Annotated in this window: 13 protein-coding genes and 1 tRNA gene; 12 read left to right on the top strand and 2 right to left on the bottom strand. The window is 63.2% G+C overall.

Going from position 1 to position 16151, the window contains the following annotated elements:
- Positions 1-3 precede the first annotated feature (3 nt).
- The 4 genes from lgt (at position 4) to pyk (ending at position 9057) form a co-directional block, all read left to right on the top strand.
- Positions 4-1170, top strand: a complete 1167-nt coding sequence (lgt, locus tag AC5RWA_RS15195) for a prolipoprotein diacylglyceryl transferase (RefSeq protein ID WP_494058194.1) — start codon at positions 4-6, stop codon at positions 1168-1170.
- Positions 1171-1432: 262 nt separating this feature from the next.
- Positions 1433-6046, top strand: a complete 4614-nt coding sequence (gene gltB / locus AC5RWA_RS15190; protein ID WP_494058193.1) for a glutamate synthase large subunit — start codon at positions 1433-1435, stop codon at positions 6044-6046.
- The gene (locus AC5RWA_RS15185) at positions 6039-7496 is read left to right on the top strand and encodes a glutamate synthase subunit beta (RefSeq protein ID WP_494058192.1); all 1458 of its coding nucleotides are present in this window, start codon (positions 6039-6041) and stop codon (positions 7494-7496) included. Before gltB ends, AC5RWA_RS15185 begins: the two co-directional genes overlap by 8 nt.
- A 70-nt stretch (positions 7497-7566) precedes the next feature.
- Positions 7567-9057, top strand: coding sequence for a pyruvate kinase (pyk, locus tag AC5RWA_RS15180; protein WP_115524577.1), 1491 nt, complete (start codon positions 7567-7569; stop codon positions 9055-9057).
- 62 nt (positions 9058-9119) lie between these two features.
- Here the strand turns inward: pyk and AC5RWA_RS15175 are convergent, their stop codons facing one another.
- Complete coding sequence (locus AC5RWA_RS15175) at positions 9120-9725, bottom strand: ANTAR domain-containing response regulator (RefSeq protein WP_009358190.1); 606 nt, start codon at positions 9723-9725, stop codon at positions 9120-9122.
- Positions 9726-9929: 204 nt separating this feature from the next.
- Between AC5RWA_RS15175 and AC5RWA_RS15170 the strand changes: the two genes are divergently transcribed.
- From AC5RWA_RS15170 to AC5RWA_RS15135, 8 genes are all read left to right on the top strand, one after another.
- Positions 9930-10011 (top strand) — tRNA-Leu (locus AC5RWA_RS15170).
- Between the two features lie 87 nt (positions 10012-10098).
- On the top strand, positions 10099-11229 hold the full coding sequence (locus AC5RWA_RS15165) for a tyrosine-type recombinase/integrase (protein ID WP_494058191.1): 1131 nt from the start codon (positions 10099-10101) through the stop codon (positions 11227-11229).
- 127 nt (positions 11230-11356) lie between these two features.
- Entirely contained in the window at positions 11357-11629 is a 273-nt protein-coding gene (locus tag AC5RWA_RS15160) for a hypothetical protein (protein ID WP_251423341.1), read from the top strand.
- 176 nt (positions 11630-11805) lie between these two features.
- Positions 11806-12465 (top strand): HNH endonuclease family protein, encoded by a 660-nt coding sequence (locus tag AC5RWA_RS15155; protein ID WP_494058190.1) that lies wholly within the window; start codon positions 11806-11808, stop codon positions 12463-12465.
- Between the two features lie 372 nt (positions 12466-12837).
- Positions 12838-13050, top strand: coding sequence for a helix-turn-helix transcriptional regulator (locus AC5RWA_RS15150; RefSeq protein WP_494058189.1), 213 nt, complete (start codon positions 12838-12840; stop codon positions 13048-13050).
- The gene (locus tag AC5RWA_RS15145; protein WP_494058188.1) at positions 13050-14282 is read left to right on the top strand and encodes a tyrosine-type recombinase/integrase; all 1233 of its coding nucleotides are present in this window, start codon (positions 13050-13052) and stop codon (positions 14280-14282) included. Before AC5RWA_RS15150 ends, AC5RWA_RS15145 begins: the two co-directional genes overlap by 1 nt.
- A 421-nt stretch (positions 14283-14703) precedes the next feature.
- Positions 14704-14967, top strand: a complete 264-nt coding sequence (locus AC5RWA_RS15140; protein ID WP_494058187.1) for a type II toxin-antitoxin system VapB family antitoxin — start codon at positions 14704-14706, stop codon at positions 14965-14967.
- A gap of 153 nt (positions 14968-15120) precedes the next feature.
- A complete protein-coding gene (locus AC5RWA_RS15135; RefSeq protein WP_494058186.1) occupies positions 15121-15759 on the top strand; it encodes a hypothetical protein in 639 nt (212 codons plus the stop codon).
- On the opposite strand, the gene AC5RWA_RS15130 is transcribed toward AC5RWA_RS15135, so the two are convergent.
- Positions 15686-16150, bottom strand: a complete 465-nt coding sequence (locus AC5RWA_RS15130) for a helix-turn-helix domain-containing protein (protein WP_494058185.1) — start codon at positions 16148-16150, stop codon at positions 15686-15688. The genes AC5RWA_RS15135 and AC5RWA_RS15130 overlap by 74 nt on opposite strands.
- Between the last annotated feature and the right edge of the window lies 1 nt (position 16151).

The following is a 16151-nucleotide window of genomic DNA, read 5'->3' as shown; positions in this document are numbered from 1 at the left end:
CCCATGCAGACCATCCTTCAGGCGGCCGCCCTGGTCCCTGCCCTGGTGCCCGCCAGCATTCCGAGCCCGGACTGGTCCGGGTTCGACATTCCCCTGCCGTGGGGAACGCTGCGCATCCACGCCTACGCCCTGTGCATCCTGGCCGGCATCGTGGTGGGCCTCTGGCTGACCTCCGCCCGCTGGGCAAAGCGCGGCGCGCCTGAAGGAAGCGTCTGGGACATCGTGGTCTGGGCCATCCCGTTCGGCATCATCGGCGGCCGGCTGTACCACGTGTTCTCGTCGCCGGACGCCTACTTCGGGCCGGGCTTCGACGGCACGGGCGACCTCTCGCTGATCCCGCAGATCCAGCGCGGCGGCCTCGGAATCTGGGGCGCCGTGGTGCTCGGCGTCGTGGGCGCCTGGATCGGCTGCCGCCGCAGCGGCGTCAAGCTCACCGCTTTCCTGGACGCCGCCGCACCGGGCCTCCTGCTTGCCCAGGCAGTAGGCCGCTGGGGCAACTACTTCAACCAGGAACTCTTCGGCAGCCCCACCACGCTCCCGTGGGGCCTGCAGATCGACGCCGAGAACGCCAACTTCCCGGCAGGCGTGCCTGCCGACACCCTGTTCCACCCCACGTTCCTCTACGAGTCCCTGTGGAACGTGGCGGGCGTCCTGATCCTGCTCGCCCTGGACCGGAAATTCAATTTCCGCCGGAGCAGGCTCTTCTGGCTGTACGCCATGTATTACACCCTGGGCCGGGTCTGGATCGAAGCGATGCGCATTGACGATGCCGAACAGATCTCCCTCTTCGGTATCACCACGAGGCTTAACGTCTGGACAAGCATCCTGGTCTTTTCCGTGGCCCTGGTTGCCTTTATCCTGTTGGGCAGGAAGGGCCGTCCGGAACCGGACAGCGTGTTCTTGCCCGGCCGTGAACCGGCGAAAACGGTCGCCGGAAATGCTGCCGTAAACACCGGCGATGAGGTCCGTGATCCGGACCCCGTTGTCTCAGATAGTGAAGCGCGTGATAATCTCCCTGATAACCAAAGCGGTTCCAGGCCCACTTCCGCCCCCACGGAAGAGGCCACGGCGGCACCGGCGGGCACCAAGCCCGGCACGGATGCAACGGCTTCCGGACACTCCGGCAGCACAGCCACAGGAACCGCACCCGAGGCCGGCACCAGCAAGTAGCCGCCGGCCACGCAGGGCAGCAGAGCCACCGCTCGGAGCTCCCGAAACCACAACGTCGTGGCATGGGGCCCAATCTGGTCAGCATAGAGCTGCTGCCGGACGAAGCCCTGGGCAGGGGCCTGCGTAACCGTTAGTTCAGCAGGCCGGGCTGACCTACAATTTCCAGTAAGTAACACTTTGTTGTGCCCATGTGAGCGGTGCCCGACGAGTGGGGCCAATGGTGTCCCTTCCATACGCACGATCAGGAGGAAGGACGTCTCCCATGACCCAAACTCTTCACACTCCCAGCTGGTCCGAACCGGATCAGCCTGAGGCCGCCATGTCGCCGTTCAAGCGCTTCGCAGCCCTTCCGGAGGCCGCCGGGCTCTACAACCCCGAGCAGGAGAAGGACGCCTGCGGTCTTGCGATCATCGCAACGCTCCGCGGCGAACCCGGGTACGACATCGTCGACGCCGCCCTCACCGCCCTGCGCAACCTCGAGCACCGCGGAGCCGTGGGCGCCGACGAGGGCACCGGTGACGGCGCAGGCCTCCTGATGCAGATCCCGGACGAGTTCTTCCGGGCCGTCACCGAGTTCGAACTGCCCGCGCCCGGCCAGTACGTGGCCGGCACCGCGTTCCTGCCCGCCGAGCAGCGCGAAGCTGACGCAGCGAAGGCAGGCATCGAGGGCCTCGCCGCCGATGAAGGACTCAAGGTCCTCGGCTGGCGCGAGGTGCCCGTCGTCGCCGACCTCGTCGGCGCCATGGCCCGCGCCTGCATGCCCTACTTCTCCCAGCCCTTCCTCGCGTCCGCCACGGGCGAGGAGCTGGACCGCAACGAACTCGACTCGCGCGCCTGGCGTATCCGCAAGCGCGCCCAGAACAAGTTCGGCGTGTACTTCCCGTCGCTGTCCTCGCGCACCATCGTGTACAAAGGCATGCTCACCACCGCCCAGCTGGAGCCGTTCTACCCGGACCTCTCGGACAAGCGGTTCAAGACCAAGCTGGCGATTGTCCACTCCCGGTTCTCCACCAACACCTTCCCGTCCTGGCCGCTCGCGCAGCCGTTCCGGACCATCGCGCACAACGGCGAAATCAACACGGTCAAGGGCAACCGCAACTGGATGCGGGCGCGGCAGTCCCAGCTCGCCAACCCGCTGCTGGGCGATTCGCCCGAAGAGCTGTACCCCATCTGCACCCCCGGCGCGTCCGACTCCGCGTCCTTCGACGAGGTAGCCGAACTCCTCTGGCTGTCCGGCCGGCCCATTACGCACTCGATCATGATGATGATCCCCGAGGCGTGGGAAAACCACGCCACCATGGATCCGGCCCGCCGTGCCTTCTACGAGTACCACTCCCTGCTGATGGAACCCTGGGACGGCCCCGCCGCCGTCTCCTTCACCGACGGCAACCTGGTGGGCGCAACCCTGGACCGCAACGGCCTGCGCCCCGGCCGCTTCTGGATCACCGAAGACGGCCTGATCGTCTTCGCCTCCGAGGTGGGCGTCATCGACGTCGAACCCTCCAAGGTGGTCAAGAAGGGCCGGGTGTCCCCGGGCAAGATGTTCCTGGTGGACACCGAGTCCGGCCGCATCATCGACGACGAAGAGGTTAAGGCAGAGGTTGCCGCCGCCAACCCGTGGGCGGAGTGGGTCAAGGACAACCTGATCGACCTGAACGACCTTCCCGAGCGCGAGCACGTGGTGCACACGGCTGCGTCCGTGAACATCCGCCAGCGCACCTTCGGCTACACCACCGAGGAACTGAAGATCCTGCTGGGCCCCATGGCCCGCACCGGCGCCGAGCCGCTGGGCGCCATGGGATCCGATACCCCGGTGGCCGTGCTGTCCAAGCGCCCCCGCCTGCTGTTCGACTACTTCGTGCAGTCCTTCGCGCAGGTCACCAACCCGCCGCTGGATGCCATCCGCGAAGAGCTGGTCACGTCGCTGACGTGCGCCATCGGCCCCAACGGCAACCTCCTGGACACCAAGCAGGTCCGCCAGCCCCAGGTCCAGCTGCCCTTCCCGGTGATCAACAACGACCAGCTCGCCAAGATCGCCAACATCGAGGACGCCGACGGCAACCGCGTGGCCATGAAGGTCCGCGGCCTGTACCGCCCCGAAGGCGGCGAGAACGCCCTGCGCGCCCGGCTCACCGAGATCTGCGAACAGGTTTCCGGAGCCATTAACCGCGGTGTCCAGTACATCGTGCTCTCTGACCGTGACTCCAACGCGCAGTGGGCACCCATCCCGTCGCTGCTGCTGGTTTCCGCCGTGCACCACCACCTGCTCCGCAGCGCCAACCGCACCAAGACCGCCCTGGTGGTCGAGGCCGGCGACGTCCGCGAGACGCACCACGTGGCCGTGCTCATCGGCTACGGCGCCTCGGCCGTCAACCCGTACCTGGCCATGGAATCCGTGGAGCAGCTGATCGCTGCCGGCGACGTCACCGGCGTCACCCCGCAGGACGGCGTCTACAACCTCATTAAGGGCCTCGGCAAGGGCGTCCTGAAAATCATGTCCAAGATGGGCATCTCCACGGTCGCTTCCTACACCGGCGCCCAGACGTTCGAGGCCCTGGGCCTGGGCCAGGAACTGGTGGACGAATTCTTCGCCGGAACCCACTCCCAGCTCGGCGGCGTGGGCCTGGACGTTATTGCGGCCGAGGTCTCGGCCCGCCACCAGATGGCGTACCCCGAGGGCGGCATCGAGCAGCCCCACCGCCCGCTGCTGGGCGGCGGCGAGTACCAGTGGCGCCGCGACGGCGAACCGCACCTGTTCAACCCGGAGACTGTCTTCCGGCTGCAGCACGCAACCCGTGAGCGCCGCTACGACATCTTCAAGGCGTACACCAAGGGCGTGGACGACCAGTCCACCAACCTGATGACCCTGCGCGGCCTGCTCAAGTTCAAGAATGAGCGCCCGGCTGTTCCCCTCGAGGAAGTGGAGCCCGTCTCCAGCATCGTCAAGCGGTTCTCCACCGGCGCCATGAGCTATGGCTCCATCTCACAGGAGGCCCACGAGACGCTGGCCATCGCCATGAACCAGCTGGGCGGCAAGTCCAACACCGGTGAAGGCGGCGAGGACGTGGACCGGCTCCTGGACCCGAAGCGCCGTTCCGCGGTCAAGCAGATCGCGTCCGGACGTTTCGGCGTGACCAGCCTCTACCTGACCAACGCAGACGACATCCAGATCAAGATGGCGCAGGGCGCAAAGCCCGGCGAAGGCGGCCAGCTGATGGCGCAGAAGGTCTACCCGTGGGTGGCCCGCACGCGGCACTCGACCCCCGGCGTCGGACTCATTTCACCGCCCCCGCACCACGACATCTACTCGATCGAGGACCTCGCGCAGCTCATCTACGATGCGAAGCGCGCCAACCCCTCGGCCCGCGTGCACGTGAAGCTGGTGTCCGAAGTGGGGATCGGCACCGTGGCGTCCGGCGTGACCAAGGCGAAGGCCGACGTCGTACTGGTTTCCGGCCATGACGGCGGAACCGGCGCCTCGCCGCTGAACTCGCTCAAGCACGCCGGTGTCCCGTGGGAGCTCGGCCTTGCCGAGACCCAGCAGACCCTGATGCTCAACGGCCTGCGCGACCGCGTGGTGGTCCAGGTAGACGGCCAGCTCAAGACCGGCCGCGACGTTGTGATCGCTGCGCTGCTGGGCGGCGAGGAATTCGGCTTCGCCACCGCTCCGCTGGTGGTGGAAGGCTGCATCATGATGCGCGTCTGCCACCTGGACACCTGCCCTGTGGGCGTCGCCACGCAGAACCCTGAACTGCGTGCCCGCTTCACCGGCAAGCCCGAGTTCGTGGTCAACTTCTTCGAGTTCCTTGCCGAGGAAGTCCGCGAAATCCTGGCCGAACTGGGCTTCCGCAGCCTGGAGGAGGCCATTGGCCACGCCGAAGTCTTGGACACCCGGGAGGCGGTTGACCACTGGAAGGCCGACGGCCTGGACCTGGACCCGATCCTGCACGGGCTCGAGTTCGACGACGACGCGCCGCTGCGGAACATGACCGGCCAGAACCATGAGCTGGACAAGCACTTCGACCAGCGCCTGATCACCATGGCCACCGAAGCGCTGACGGACCGCAGCCCGGTGAAGATCGCCGTGGACGTCATCAACACGGACCGTTCCGTGGGCACCATGCTGGGGCACGTCGTCACCAAGACGTTCGGCACCGACGTGCTGGCCACGGACACCATCGACGTCACCCTCAACGGCACCGCCGGCCAGTCGCTGGGCGCGTTCCTGCCCGCCGGCATCACCCTGCGGCTGTACGGCGACTCGAACGACTACGTGGGCAAGGGCCTGTCCGGCGGCCGGATCATCGTCCGCCCGGACCGGACCAACGTCTTCAAGGCGGAGTCCAACGTCATTGCCGGCAACGTGATCGGCTACGGCGCCACGAGCGGTGAAATATTCCTGCGCGGCCAGGTGGGCGAACGCTTCCTGGTCCGCAACTCCGGTGCCACGGCCGTCGTCGAAGGCATTGGCGACCACGGCTGCGAGTACATGACCGGCGGCCAGACGCTGATCATCGGACGCACCGGCCGCAACTTCGGCGCCGGCATGTCCGGCGGTACCGCCTACGTCCTGGACCTGGATACTGCCAAGGTCAACAAGGATGCCCTGCAGTCCGGCGAACTCCAGCTCCGCGAGCTGGACGCCGAGGACCGCGACATCGTGCACGGCCTGCTGGTCAAGCACACGGAAGAAACTGACTCCCAGCTGGCTGCGCGTCTCCTCGAGAACTTCGACGACACCGCAGCCCGCATTACCAAGGTGCTGCCGCGCGACTACGCGGCCGTGCTGCAAACCCGCCTCGACGCCATCGAAGAGGGCCTTGACCCCGACGGCGAAGAAGTGTGGTCTCGAATCCTGGAGGTAACCGGTGGCTGATCCACGCGGATTTTTGAAAGTACGCCAGCGGGAAACCCAGCCACGGCGTCCCGTTCCCGTCCGCATTATGGACTGGAAGGAAGTGTACGAAGCTCAGGAAAAAGGCACCCTGAAGGCCCAGGCCGGCCGCTGCATGGACTGCGGCGTGCCGTTCTGCCACCAGGGCTGCCCGCTGGGCAACCTCATTCCCGAGTGGAATGACCTGATGTGGCGGGACAAGGGCGAGGAAGCGATCGAGCGCCTGCACGCCACGAACAACTTTCCCGAGTTCACCGGCCGCCTGTGCCCCGCGCCCTGCGAGGCATCCTGCGTCCTGGGGATCAACCAGCCTGCCGTCACCATCAAGCAGGTGGAAGTTTCCATCATTGATGAGGCCTGGGACAACAACTGGGTCCACCCGCTGCCCCCGGCGCGCCTCACCGGCAAGACCGTCGCCGTCGTTGGCTCCGGTCCTGCCGGCCTCGCCGTCGCACAGCAGCTGACCCGCGTGGGCCACACCGTTGCCGTGTACGAGCGCGACGACAAGATCGGCGGCCTGCTGCGCTACGGCATCCCCGACTTCAAGATGGAAAAGGAGCAGGTGGACCGCCGCGTCGAGCAGATGAAGGCGGAAGGCACCCGCTTCCGGACCGGCGTCGCCGTCGGCACCGACGTGACGTGGGAGCAGCTGCGCCGCCGCTACGACGCCGTCGTGGTCTGCACCGGTGCCACCGTCCCGCGCGACCTGCCCATTCCGGGCCGGGACCTGGACGGCATCCACTTCGCCATGGACTACCTGGTGCCGGCGAACCGCGTGGTGGCGGGCGAGACAGTTGAGAACCAGATCAATGCGCAGGGCAAGCACGTGGTCATCCTCGGCGGCGGCGACACCGGCGCGGACTGCCTCGGCACCGCGCACCGGCACGGCGCTGCATCCGTGACCACCCTGGCCATCGGCAAGCAGCCGCCGGCCGAGCGCGCCAGCCACCAGCCCTGGCCGACGTTCCCCACCCTCTTCGAGGTCGCCAGCGCCCACGAGGAAGGCGGCGAGCGGACCTACCTCGCCTCCACCGTGGAATTCGTTGGCGAGAACGGCAAGCTGACCGGCGTCAAGGTGGCCGAGACCGAGTTCGTTGACGGCAAGCGCCTGCCCAAGGCCGGCACCGAGCGAATCATCCCCGCGGACCTGGTGTTCCTGTCCCTGGGCTTCACCGGCGCCGAGCCGGCGGGCATCACCGAACAGGTGCACGCCGAATTCGATGGCCGCGGCAACGTGTCCCGCGACGGCTACTACATGACCAACACCGAAGGTGTCTTCGTGGCGGGCGACGCCGGCCGCGGCCAGTCCCTCATCGTGTGGGCCATCGCCGAAGGACGCGCCGCCGCCGCAGCCGTGGACAAGTACCTGATGGGAAGCACCATCCTGCCGGCTCCCGTCGCGCCGACGGACCGCGCCATCGCCGTCCTCTAATGCAGCACCGGGGGCTTAAGTTCACCCCCGCGACAACTTAACCAATGCAAGAGACCAATAGGGTAGGTATATGAGACGCGCAAAAATTGTGGCTACTTTCGGCCCGGCAATTGCCAGCTATGAGAACACCCTCGCGGTGCTCGAAGCCGGCGTTGACGTCGCCCGGATGAACATGAGCCACGGCGATTACTCCGTGCATGACAACACCTATGACAACGTCCGCAAGGCAGCGTCCGACCTCGGCAAGCCCGTGGCGATCATGGCCGACCTGCAGGGTCCGAAGATCCGCCTGGGCCGTTTTGTCGACGGTCCCCACGCCCTTGCCGAAGGTGACACCTTCACCATCACCACCGAAGACGTACCCGGCACCAAGGACATCTGCTCCACCACCCTGAAGAGCCTCACCGAAGACGTCAACGTGGGCGATGCCCTGCTGATCGACGACGGCAAGGTGGCCCTGCGTGCCATCGAGGTGGACGACGTCAAGGTTGTGGCTACTGTAACCGTGGGCGGCATGGTGTCCAACAACAAGGGCATCAACCTGCCCGGCGTTGCCGTCAACGTCCCCGCGCTGAGCGAAAAGGACGAGGACGACCTGCGGTGGGCCATCCGCCGCGGTGTTGACCTGGTTGCCCTGTCCTTCGTGCGTGACGCCACGGACATCAAGCGTGTGCACGAAATCATGGACGAAGAAGGCCGCCGCGTGCCGGTCATCGCGAAGATCGAAAAGCCGCAGGCCGTGGACCAGCTCCACGAGATCATTGACGCGTTCGACGCGATCATGGTAGCCCGTGGCGACCTCGGCGTGGAGCTTCCGCTGGAGGAAGTGCCGATCGTGCAGAAGCGCGCCATCGAGCTGGCCCGCCGCTGGGCCAAGCCGGTCATCGTGGCAACCCAGGTCCTGGAATCCATGATCGACAACCCGCGCCCCACCCGTGCAGAAGCTTCCGACTGCGCCAACGCCGTGCTCGACGGTGCGGACGCGGTCATGCTCTCCGGCGAGACCAGCGTGGGCAAGTACCCGATCGAAACCGTCAAGGTCATGGCCCGGATCATCGAGTCCACCGAGGTCCACGGCCTGGAGCGCGTCCCTCCGCTGGGGACCAAGCCCAAGACCCGTGGCGGCGCCATCACCCGTGCCGCCGTCGAAATCGCCGACCAGCTGGACGCCAAGTACATCTGTGCTTTCACCCAGTCCGGCGACTCCGCACGCCGCCTCTCGCGCCTGCGTCCCATCAAGCCGGTCTTCGCCTTCACCCCGGTGGAGCAGGTCTGGAACCAGCTGGCCCTCACTTGGGGCATCCAGCCGGTGCTGGTCCAGATGGTGGACCACACCGATGCCATGACGGCACAGGTTGACCGCAGCCTGATGGAGATGGACCTCGTGCAGGACGGTGACCTGGTGGTCATCGCCGCCGGTTCCCCTCCCGGAAAGGCCGGTTCCACGAACTCGCTGAAGGTGCACAAGGTGGGCGACCTCGCCGACTCCACCCGCGCGGGAGAAGTCACCAGCAACAAGGAAAAGCTCGGCCCCTGGCCGGAAAAGAAGAAGAAGGCCTAGCCTTTCTGAAACGAAAAGGACCCCTGCCGGTTGGCGGGGGTCCTTTTTGTTTGGAACGACGGTTAGTTCACCTGATTGATGATGGTCTCGGCCACTTCGCGCATGCTGAGGCGGCGGTCCATTGAGGTCTTCTGGATCCAGCGGAAGGCTTCCGGCTCCGTGAGGCCCATCTTGGTGGTCAGGAGGCTTTTGGCGCGCTCCACGAGCTTGCGGGTGGCGAACTGTTCCTGGAGGTCGGAGACCTCGCTTTCGAGGGCTTTGATCTCCTCGTGGCGGGAGAGGGCGATCTCGAGCGCGGGGATGAGGTCGGCGGGAGTGAAGGGCTTGACCACGTAGGCCATGGCGCCGGCGTCGCGGGCGCGCTCCACGAGTTCCTTTTGGCTGAAGGCGGTCAGCAGCACCACGGGGGCGATGCGGGCCTTGACGATCTTCTCGGCTGCGGAGATGCCGTCCATAACGGGCATCTTGACGTCCATGAGGACCAGGTCTGGCTTCAGTTCCTCGGCGAGCTGGACGGCCTTTTCGCCGTTGTCCGCCTCGCCCACAACGTCATAGCCTTCGCCGCGCAGGATCTCGATGATGTCGAGGCGGATGAGGGTTTCATCCTCGGCCACAATGACGCGGCGCGCCGGCTGGGACGTGGGTTTTGACTCCGTCTGTTCAGTCACGGGATCTCCTTGGAAAGGTACGGCGGGGACATCACTATCTTAGGTGCCCCCGGTCCTGTACTTGATCTGCATGGGTCGGTTGCGGCGTCGGCGGCGCGATTCTGGAATTCAGCCTATCTGCATGTAGAGTAATTCCGCGTACGTGAAGCAATCGCGTTGCTCACAGTCAGCTGTGGGCGTACTCTTTGGCTCCATGTATTCCGCGCCCGAGTGGCGGAATTGGCAGACGCGCCGCACTCAAAATGCGGTATCGAAAGGTGTGTGGGTTCGAGTCCCACCTCGGGCACAGTGTTTCCGCAGGTCAGAGGCCTGTTGGGCGGTCAGGTGTGTACAAAACCACCAAAAGTGTGTACACGAGCGTACCGTCTTTCGTATGGCAAGCATCGCTACTCGCACCAAAAAGGACGGTTCCAAGTCCTACATGGTGCGCTGGCGGGATCCAAAGACCCGCGCTTCACAAGGCCTCACCGTTGGCACCCTTATCGAGGCTGAGACGCTGAAACGGCTGCTGGACGCCAATGGCCAGTCCTTTGAGATTGCGCAGCATGCCATCCTCTCCAACGAGAAGCGCACACCGACTGTTGCTGAAGTTATCCAGGAACACATCGACCTGCTGATCCGTCCATCCAGCGGAACCACAAAGACTTACCAAACCATGTTGGACCTGCACATCCGGAACGTCATTGGCCATGTGCCGGTGGACAAGCTGGACTATCGGCTGGTTGCGCACTGGGTGAAGTCGATGATGGCCAGGGGCAAGGCGCCGAAGACCATCCACAACGTCCACGGCTTGATTTCGGCCGCTATGAACACCGCTGAGATGCTTGGCTATATTTCGCGGAACCCGTGCCGTGGCGTGCAGCTTCCAGGTATTGAAAAGGCCGAGGATGAGGCCATGTTCCTGACCCATACCGAGTTCAGTCTCATCATGGAGGGGATGGGAGAGCGGTACAAGGCCTTCACCAACTTCTTGGTCATGACGGGCACCCGGTTCGGAGAGGCCACCGCGCTGACTGTGGCGGACGTTGACCTGCTCTCCAAGCCGCCAACTGCCCGAATCAACAAGGCCTGGAAGCGGGACGGGCAGAACCAGTTCTATATCGGCGCGACGAAGACAGGCGCCGGCAAGCGAACCATAGGATTGAACCCTGCGCTTGTGGAATTGCTGATCCCGTTGGTGGCGAGCAGGCCCGGTAAGGAACTTGTGTTCACGACGCCGAAAGGCGAGCGCATCATCCACAAGCTCTACTGGCACCACTACTGGGTACCTGCTGTTCGCGCCGCCCAGGCAATTGGCCTGACCAAGAACCCCCGCATCCACGACCTCCGCCACACCCACGCGTCCTGGCTGATCCAAGACGGAGTGCCCCTGTTCACCATTTCGCGCCGGCTCGGGCACGCCTCTACACGGACCACAGAGCAGGTGTACGGGCACTTGATGCCGGAGGCGCTTCAGGCTGGTGCTGACGCGACTGAGCGGTCGGTAACGGCTTTCCTGCGGTGACGGTCATGCTACTCAGCATGGCGGAAGTGTTCCCGGGTTGGCTTGACTGACGCGCAGCGTCGGTCATGTCGGTCAGGTTCCATACGCCCATGAAAGTGGAAAGTAGCGCCTTCCTTTTGGAGATCCAGTGGAGATCGAATTCTTTGAACCCGCCGAAGCCGCCGCGCTGATGCGCTGCACAGAGTCATGGCTCCGTGACGGCGCCACAAGTGGACGCTTCCCCCATGCATGCTGGGGAAAGGGAAAGATCATTTTCACATCCGAACACATCCTGGAAATCGCCAAGTTGAGTGAGATCCTCCCCGGCAGCACTGGTTCCTCCCTCTCCGGCCGTGGTCCAGTAACGAAGGAAAGGCTCATCGGAACTCGGTCCAAAGTCAGACTGACTGCGGCGCATTGAGTAAGCGTGGCGCTTCCGTAAGGGCCATGGTTTGAAAAGTTGAGGCAACCAGTGGCACCCGAATCCGACTTCCGAAAGAGTTCTATGGGCCGTGTGGCAGGCACCACGGACTTGGTTGCCTGCGGCAGCTGGTGGTCGAAGCTAGCGTGCAACGACGCCACCTAACCAGAAGGACCATGAAGACTACCCGTTTTCCCGCCAAAGTCCTGACCGCTGTCACCGCGATGATGGTGGCTGGATCACTAGTAGGTTGTGCCGCCGCAACCAACGCTTTCGAAATCACAGACGCTACTCCAGACGTCGCCGCCGATGCGCCAGCCGCTGCCGTTGACGTCGCCAACGCCCTAATGCAATTGGAGAGCATTCCGGCGAAGGGGCGGGCCCCAATGACTGGGTACACCCGCGATGAGTTTGGACCTGCCTGGGCTGATATTGACCGCAACGGCTGCGACACCCGTAATGACATCCTCGCCCGAGACTTGACGAGCGAAACGTTCAAGCAAGGCACCAACAACTGTGTGGTCATGACAGGAACCCTGGCCGATAGGTACACCGGCGCCACGATTACCTTCACGCGAGGCCAGGACACGAGCTCGGACGTCCAGATCGACCACATCGTCGCCCTTAGCGACGCCTGGCAGAAGGGCGCACAGCAGCTCAACGCCGACCAGCGCAAGGAACTTGCGAACGACCCGCTGAATCTCATGGCTGCCGACGGCCCGACAAACGGTGCCAAAGACGATAAAGACGCGGCCACGTGGCTTCCGCCGAACAAAGCTTTCCGATGCGAATACGTCGCCCGCCAAACTGCTGTTAAGGCCAAATACAGTCTTTAAGTCACCCGAACCGAGCGCGACGCGATTGCGAGGACGCTGAAGGGATGCAATTGAGTGAAAGAACAAAGTTGCCAGAGCTGTGGTCCACCGACTGTTTGAGCTTTCTCATAGCCGACGGTTTCGTAGAGTCTGAAATGGCTCGTCTGCTCCAAGAATCCACTTGTTGACCTTTTCTCTCCAGTTCATTGGTTCACTGGAGGTCCCGGCAGTTCCCGTGCACCCATAAATCCCCGGATTCTTAGGACTTTTGCGGCCTGGAAGGTTCCCGCACGTCACCGGTCGTTACCGTTCAAAACGTGCCCCAAAGTGTGCCCTGAACCTTCTCATGCGACGCAGGGCACCCGTGGCGGCCACTCGTGCATAGAAGCCTGCATGACCACTGACTCAGTCGAACCGCTTGTGGCAGCTACATGGCTGACCCGCAAGGAAGCAGCTGCCTTCCTCCGTCTCTCGCCAGCAACCTTGGCGAACTGGGCCTCCATGGATGTGGGGCCTTCGTTTACGCGCCTCGGGGGCGGGCGTACGTTTTACCGCCGTGAAGATCTTGATTCCTGGATGCTGTCCCAGAACGGCAGGGCGGCCTGATGGCACGGGCCAAGATGCTGCCTTGGCAGCCGGGTAGTTTCAACACCAAAAAGGATGAGACGACGGGGCGCTGGGTGGCCCGAACGCGATACCGCGACGGCGCCGGCGAATCTGTCATGATCAAGCGCCAAGGAAGGACTAAAGGCGCCGCGGAGCAGGCGGTCCGTGCAGCAATCAGAGAGGCCGAGAACGACTGGGGCGCCGCGAGCCGCACAAGCCTTCTTACGGTGGCCCGGTTGGCCGCAGAATGGCTCGATGTTATCCGGCCAGCTTCCGTCGTGATAGATCCACAGACGCAGTCCGGAAGTACACCCACTGCCGGGCTGCGCATGCAGTCCTGGCTCCAGTATGAGCAGAAGCTGACCACACACGTGATTCCGGTTCTTGGAGACATTCCAGTGGAGACACTCACGACACCGCAGTGCCAGCGCGCCATTCACGCCTTATACGACATTGAAGCCGGGACAGGATTTAGGACGGCGGCCCTCACGAAGCAGGTGTTGCAACAGCTACTGGACCACGCTGTCCAGCAGGGTTACCGCACGGACAATCCTGTGCGGAGTATCTCCAAAATCCCAAGGAAGAGGGAAAAACCAAAGATCATGACGCCGACCACGGTACGGAGAGTGCACGCGGCGGTGACGGAGCGCCAGGTTGAACCAGGAGTTGGCGGGCCAAAGCCCACGAGCCGCCTGGCGGACGTGGTGGTCCTGATTGCGGCAACGGGCATGCGTGTAGGAGAAGTCCTTGCCATCCGATGGGAGGACGTTGACCTTTCTTCTACACCACCCACAGTCACGGTCAGTGGCACGCTCGTGGAAGGGCGGTACTTTTACCGCCAAGATTTCCCGAAGTCGGAGGACAGCGAGCGAATCTACCCAATAACGGTGCCATGGGCATCCGGCATGCTCCTTCGTCGCTCTGCCAATGCTGAAGCGACACGGACAGGAGCAGTGTTTGGAACACGAAACGGGACCTTCTGGCGCCCGTCTAACTTCCGGAAAGACTTTGCCCGGGCGCTTGAAGCGGCTGGAATCACAGAGGCAGTCACGCCGCACACCTTCCGTAGAACGGTGGCCAGCCAGCTGGCCGCATGGTTCAACGACCAGTCCGCTTCAATCCAGCTCGGCCATTCCTCACCCGAAGTTACTCGCCGCTCCTACATCGTCAGGCCCAAATTGATCCCTGACTTCGGCGAAGGACTGGCAAACCTGGCACCAGACCTGTCCTAAACCATCCAGGCGGATAGTGCCTGCACTCCTTGTACTTCCCCGGGAGGGAAAGCAATCGTGCCGTCCCTCCCGGGCATCGTGATTAGCCCACAGCGGTTGGGGCATTTAGCCCGGCCGCCAAAGGCAGCTGATTTACAGTGATTTCACCTATGTGATCAGCTGGGACCGCTTGTGCCTGCATGTCTCCTTTGGCCCGGGTTTCAAGAGTCAGGAACACTCACAACCCCTGCTGTGCCCGCCGGTGTCATGTCGTGTGTGCTCACTCGGTGAGCACAGGGCCCCGCGAAGCTTTAGAAGGCATCGAAGGGTAACCTTGGTAAACCTCAGCTTGCGGTACTCGGGTACTTGGACCATTATTGAGTCATCACCGCGAATACGCACACAACGCAAAATAGAAAAGACCGTGGGTGAATAAACGAATATGACTACCACCGCCACACCAATCAAGGTTGACCAGCAGACCGACCGCCTGATCTCACATGCAGCACACTTCTTCGGTAAAACGAAGAAGGCCGTAGTTGATGAAGCTATGCGCGAATACATCGAGAGCCATCGATCAGAGCTTGCTTCAGCCATCAAGGACGCAATGAACCAACTCGATGGATCAAACGCATCCGAAGTGTCAATGATGACCGGACTTTCCCGCGAAGAGCTCGATGAGCTCGGCGGCGTCCCTGAAAAATAGCGAGAGATAGTACCCATGACCTCTGAGCAACGATTCGTACGCCCTACATTCGGATGCTTGGAGGTTTTGGGCCTTAAAAGGCCTTCAATTGACGTCCCGCTGGACGCCGCGGACCACCCCCTCGTAGCGAAGGCCCAGAAGATACCTGACCTCATGGACTCACATGACGCTGAGCCAATCCTTTCCCTTCACGATCGACGCTGGGTCAAAGTGAAAACAGGCGAGTTCCGGGGCGGCGTCACGGCCATTGAAACGCCAGCGGAGTGGTCACACGTGTGCACAGACGAATCCCTGTGGCTTGGATTGGCAGGAAAACGCCAGGCTGACACCCCCTCAAAGGATTTCTACGCGTCGCTGCCGGCGGATACAAGTGGTTTCCTGCCGAAGGACTTGGACTGGAAGCGCTGGTATGCAGAGCAGGCTTGGGCAGCTAAGTCGATCATGCAGGAAATGGTCCGAAAATGTGCCTGGCTATCTCTTAGTTTGAGCAGGGCGTTTTGCTTCCCTATCGGGGATGCGCTGATCTGGGTGCGAGTCCGCATGATGGAAAGCAACATCGTGTACATTGCCATAGGTGCTCATGGCCTCGCGGATGCCAAGACTTACGCCATCCTCATGTCTTCGTTTGCCGATGTTGCCAAAGAAGACTGGCTCCCCGAGCCGGATGGGGTAGCCGAGCTCGACGTGGAGCCTGGGGAGATGGTCTTCTCCGCCATCCTTACCACTGCCGGACAAAGTGCACTTCTAGAAGAAGCTGATGAACGCGACTGGGCACTAGAGCTCGACAACTAACTGATTCGGTATTAGCTGGCGCCGCCGTCGCCCTTGCCACGACTGCATACTTTTGCGAGTGAACACGGCGTGATCCCTGCCCTCCTGGAAAGAGCGCCCGGACCTTCTTGTTCCGTTGCCGGCGTTCCCACCTGCCCGTCGGAGGCTCCGAGGTCCGCTGTATCAGGCTCTGTCGGATTGCAGTGATCTCTTCGGGCCCGAACCGCGCTTGCCTGCCGATAATCATCGCGGGCCATTTTCCAATCGCCACGCGGCGCCGGACAGTTTCGTAGGAGATCCGGAACATCTTCGCTACCTCTCGGGTGGTTAGGAAGGGCTCCGCCGGCGAGGCGGTAAGCGCCTCCCGAAGCTGCCTGATCTCTTCGCGTATGCCTGCTACCTCCGCTGCCATC

This window comes from Arthrobacter sp. 210 2 (assembly GCF_059093025.1).
The sequence above is the reverse complement of the archived record's forward strand: the minus strand, read 5'-3'. Positions and strand labels throughout refer to the sequence as shown.